Consider the following 4,871-nt stretch of genomic DNA (forward strand, 5'->3'; position numbering starts at 1 on the left):
TGCCCTTATGCTGCGTGAACTTCGGCGTATCAAACTCGATCTCTGCATCCTCGCCGCACAGCGCCCATGCTTCGGCCACCACGCCGTCCGTATCGATCGTCTCACGGCGCGCGAGCCCGCAGCCGCCGCGCTGATCGGCCTCGCGCTGCGCATCCGGCGTCAGGGCGCGGTCGAAGGCGTCGGCCCCGCAATGCACTGACCGGGGGCCGGCGGCGTCCGGCGCCGCCATCGAACCAGGGCGCGCACAATCGCGCCCTTTTTTAAGCGTGCCGAGCCCGACGCATGCCCCGCATCACCCGGCCTTTCGGGCAACTCGCCGCGATGGGGCCGGCCAGCGCGCCCCGCTCCGCTCAAACGCCTGTTTTACTTCCATCCGGCCGCCCACCGTCGCACGGCCCTTCCCGACGGATTTTTAACGCAGTCGTACACCGACGCCCTAGTTTTGCGACAATGGCGGACTTTGATCCACGCGCCGCCGCCGAACGCCGCATATCCGTCGCCGCATAACCGCCTGCTTCCGATGTCGCTTCCCCATATCGATCTGCTGTACTCGTTGTCCGGCCTGTTCGTCGGCATCCTCGTCGGCCTGACGGGCGTTGGCGGTGGTTCGTTGATGACGCCGATCCTCGTGCTGCTGTTCGGCGTCCACCCTGCAACGGCGGTCGGTACCGACCTGTTGTACGCGGCCGCGACCAAGGCCACCGGCACGCTCGTCCACGGCCTGAAGGGTTCGATCGACTGGCGCATCACGGGCCGGCTCGCGGCGGGCAGCGTCCCGGCCGCGGCCGTCACGCTGTGGTGGCTGCATACACACGGGATGAATACGCCGGGCACCGCGCGGATGATCCAGCTCGTGCTCGGCGTCGCGCTGCTGCTCACGTCGCTCGCGCTGATCTTCCGGCCGCAGCTCACTGCGTTCGCCGCGCGCAACCCGCTCGCGCCGAGCCCCGCGCGCACGCTGTGGTCGACCGTGCTGACGGGCGCCGTGCTCGGCGTGCTCGTATCGATGACGTCGGTCGGCGCCGGCGCGATCGGCGTGACCGTGCTCCTGCTGCTATATCCGATGCTCGCGACGACCCGCATCGTCGGCTCCGACATCGCGCACGCGGTGCCGCTCACGCTCGTCGCGGGCATGGGCCACTGGCTGCTCGGCTCGGTCGACTGGTCGATGCTGCTGTCGCTGCTGCTCGGCTCGCTGCCCGGCATCGTGATCGGCAGCCTGCTGTCGGCGCGCGCGCCCGAACGGCTGCTGCGCAACCTGCTCGCCTCGACGCTCGTCGCGGTCGGCATCCGGCTCGTGCTGGCATAGCACGGGGCGCGAACACCCTGTCCTCGACGGTATGCCCCCCTTTCCCGGCCGGCGCATGACGCGCCGGCCCGTCGCCCGCCCCCAATGAAAAACAGCCCGACCGGCCTGCGCCGATCGGGCTGTCGTCCATCCGGGGCGGCGCGCGCCGCCCGCGGCGCTTACTGCCCCTGCTGCTGCAGCTTCTGCTGCTTGAGCTGCTGCGTGCGCGCCTGCAGCTTCAGCACGCGCTGCAGTGCGGTGCGGTTCGCGAGAATGCCGTCGTAGAAGTTGGCGAGATCGCCCTTCAGCGCGGTCCGCGACGCGTCGTTCAGGTAGATCATGTGGCCTGACGGGTAGTTCTTGATCGTCAGGTTCTGCGCCTTGAGCGTCGGGTCAAGCGGCATCTGCGCGAGCGTCAGCTCCGTCTGGTGGAACGGTGTGACGGCGTCGAAATAGCCGTTTGCCGACAGCACCTTCAGGTCCGGGTTCACGCTCATCGTCGACGCCAGGTCGCCGGCCGTGTACAGCGTATTGCCGCCGCCCTTGTTCGCGCCGGTCGGGTCCGTGTGGCTGAAGTCCCAGTTGTTGAAGACCTGGTCGTTCAGGTCCACGAACGACGACGTCGACGTGTACTTGAGATCGGTGTTGATGTAGCTGTTCCACAGCACCGTGTACGCGCCGCCGACGTTCGTGATCGACGGATCGTTGCTGCCCGAGTTCGGCAGGATGTACGGCGCGATGCCCTTGCCCGTGAAGTTCGCGCGACCGTCGTACTGGCCGATCTGCGTGCCCGGCACGAGCGTCAGGAAGAACGTGTACGGCGGGTTGTCGTCCGACGACGGCACGTTGCCGAGCGCGGCCGGGTTGCCGAACGTCTGGATCAGCGACGTCGGATCGGTACCGATGTACGAGCCCATCTGCTGCGCGGTCTGCAGGTTCAGGTTGAGCCGCACGTTCACGAAGCCGCCGTCCTGCGGGTTCGGCTTCTGCGCGAGCGGCGCGAGCGTGTTGTCCGCGTAGTTGCGGGCCTGGACCATGTACGCGTCGAGATCGGTCGGCGTCGGGTTGAGCGTCGTCTTCTTCCAGTAGAACGCATCGGCCGCGAGCGTCGGGAACGTGCCCGGCGCGGACAGCGCATTCGCGTAGTCGAGGATCGACGACTGCAGCGTGATCCCGTTCAGGTCGATGCCGTCCTCATGCAGCACCCACGACACGACCGCGCTGCGCGCGGTGCCGTACGACTCGCCGTACAGGAATTTCGGCGAATTCCAGCGCGAGTACTTGGTTAGGTAGCGCTGGATGAAGCGGTCGATCGAGCGGGCGTCCTGGTCGGTGCCCCAGAAGTCCTTGTTCTTCGCCGGGGCGATCGCCGCCGAGTAACCGGTGCCGACCGGGTTGATGAACACGAGGTCGGTGCGGTCGAGCAGGCTGTCCGGGTTGTCGAGCAGCTTGTACGGCGCGGGCGGCGTGAAGTTCGGGAACGACGACTGCAGGCGCTTCGGCCCGTACGAGCCGAGCAGCAGGTAGACCGACGACGAGCCGGGGCCGCCGTTGTAGAAGAACGTAACCGGGCGCGGCTTCGACGGGTCCGGATTGTCCTGCGTGTACGCGACGTAGAACATCTTCGCGTTCGGCGCCGACGTGATCGGGTCGATCGTCGTCAGGTGGCCCGTGGTGGCCGTGTACTTGATGCTCTTGCCGCCGATCGTGACGGTACGGTGCACGACGGCCGCCCCTTCCGTGGAATCCGTGACCGCGTCGTTCGGCCCGGTGCCGTACACGTCGTTGTCGACGTACGGCTGGTCGGCCGCTGCGGCCGTTGCGTTGGTGTTGGCCGACGTGCCGGTGCTGGCGCCGGCCGACGTCGCGGCGGCGGCGGCGGCCGAAGCGGCCGGGCTCGGCCCGTCGTCGCCGCCGCACCCCGTGACGAGCAGCGCTGCAGCCGCGGCGGCTGCGAGCGGCACGCTCAGTGTCGTTCCGAATAGCGCGAAACCGTCTTTCAAGGACTTCCGTGTCGTCATTATTGCCTCTCGAACAGAACGATAAATACCGCCGGTCGCAAAGGATCATTTGCGCCGGCGCTCCGCACCGGGAATGCATTCGTTATGCGACGCACTCCGAGTTTTTTACCGGATCGGCGAATACCGGCCGGCATGATTTACCCCACCCATATTTTTGCGGCCGCACAATGGAATCAATTCCATTGCGAACGACAATTCGATAATCCGCAGCAATACGAATTCATTCCGCGAATTTGCATACGCACAATATCGACGGCAAAAACATACCCCGCAAGGCCCACCCGACAAGGGCGCCTCGCTTCGAACAGACGAACAATCCCCCTCGGCGAGATGCCGATTAATCGCAATACGGCGACCAATCGCGACTCGAGCCGATTTAATAAAATCGAAAGGATCGATTAACTAAACGGAAAGGAATATCTCGTATCTGTAATTTATTAAATTAAGTGAAAATACCGGCGCATATTAGGGTTCTGATTTACTGCCGTAAAGTAACAATTTGTTACTGCGCTCGTCATTCGAATAAAAGGCGGCACGGGACCGATTCCACGCCACCAAAAGAAAAAGCCGGACGACTGTCCGGCTTCGTGAGGGCGACGCGGCGGGCGCCGTCAGAGCGGCACGTCGATCGCGCCGGCGCCGACCGTGATCGCATTCGCGCCCGGCGCGGCCGAGATCGGCGGCAGGTTCGGGCTCGTCAGCGCGGGCGCGGCGCCCGGCGTGCCGCCGCGCGGCACCGTGCGGATCACCTGCGACGGCGGCAGCGGCGCGCCGTTCTTCAGGTGCTTCCACATCAGGTTCAGCGCCTGCAGGTTGTAGTAATGAACCGGCACGAAGCGCGTGTCGAAGCCCGGCACCGGCAGGAACGCGTCGAAGTGCTGGCCGTTCGTCACCTCGTAGAACACGAGCTGGCTGCGCCCGCTTTCGCTGATGCCGTTCTGCGCGACGTACGCGCGCGATGCGTGGTTCACGGGCACGAGCGCGTCGCTGCGGCCCTGCACGATGATCGCCGGCTTGCCCTGCAGGTTCGCGTTCACGCGCACCGCGTCGACGTTCGCGGGCATCCCGAGCATCCCGTTCGTCCACAGCTGGCGCAGGCACAGCGCGCCCGCGAAGCTCGCATCGGGTGTCGCGAGCCGGTGATCGACGCCCGCGCCCGTGTTGAACACGAGGTCGATGCCGGCCGTCGGCGGCACGCCGTTGCCGACGCCGAATACGGCCGGCATCGGCGACGTGGCGGGCGCGGCGACGGCGCCCGTCGCCGGGTTCGTCGTCGCGAAGCTGAAGTTGCACAGGTTGTCGGTGACGCGCGAGCGCGTGTACGCGTTCGCATACGTGACCGCGATCGCCGGAATCGCCTGCGAATCCCACATCGGCGCCTGCAGCAGGTCGGAATCGGCGAGGTAGCCGGCCGCATGGAGCTGCGCGAGCGCGTCGGCGGCCTGGCTTTGCGTATCGGCACCCGACACAAGCCCGGCCGCGGCGAGCGTCGCGCAGCGCTGCGTGCGGATCGACTGCGTGGTCGCCAGCGGCAGCGCGCTCAGGTACGGCGCGCCGGCGAG

4 protein-coding genes are annotated in these 4,871 nt (G+C 66.5%); 1 reads left to right on the forward strand and 3 read right to left on the reverse strand.

The genetic code is table 11. From position 1 onward, the window contains the following. The coding region (locus tag G3O06_RS46555; protein WP_205820114.1) for a hypothetical protein at positions 1 to 229 on the reverse strand (229 nt) is incomplete at its 3' end. A 291-nt stretch (positions 230 to 520) separates the two neighbouring features. Between G3O06_RS46555 and G3O06_RS46560 the strand changes: the two genes are divergently transcribed. Then, positions 521 to 1,309: a sulfite exporter TauE/SafE family protein gene (locus G3O06_RS46560; RefSeq protein ID WP_175006114.1), complete on the forward strand. Its 789-nt coding sequence runs from the start codon at positions 521 to 523 to the stop codon at positions 1,307 to 1,309. A 158-nt stretch (positions 1,310 to 1,467) separates the two neighbouring features. On the opposite strand, the gene G3O06_RS46565 is transcribed toward G3O06_RS46560, so the two are convergent. Both G3O06_RS46565 and G3O06_RS46570 read right to left on the reverse strand, forming a co-directional pair. After that, entirely contained in the window at positions 1,468 to 3,309 is a 1,842-nt protein-coding gene (locus G3O06_RS46565) for a peptidase S1 (RefSeq protein WP_205820115.1), read from the reverse strand. A 611-nt stretch (positions 3,310 to 3,920) separates the two neighbouring features. Next, a partial coding sequence (locus G3O06_RS46570) for a D-(-)-3-hydroxybutyrate oligomer hydrolase (protein WP_241020596.1) occupies positions 3,921 to 4,871 on the reverse strand: 951 nt, incomplete at its 5' end.

Source organism: Burkholderia sp. Ac-20345 (assembly GCF_017104825.1).
In the GTDB taxonomy this organism is placed as follows: Bacteria; Pseudomonadota; Gammaproteobacteria; order Burkholderiales; family Burkholderiaceae; genus Burkholderia; species Burkholderia lata_B.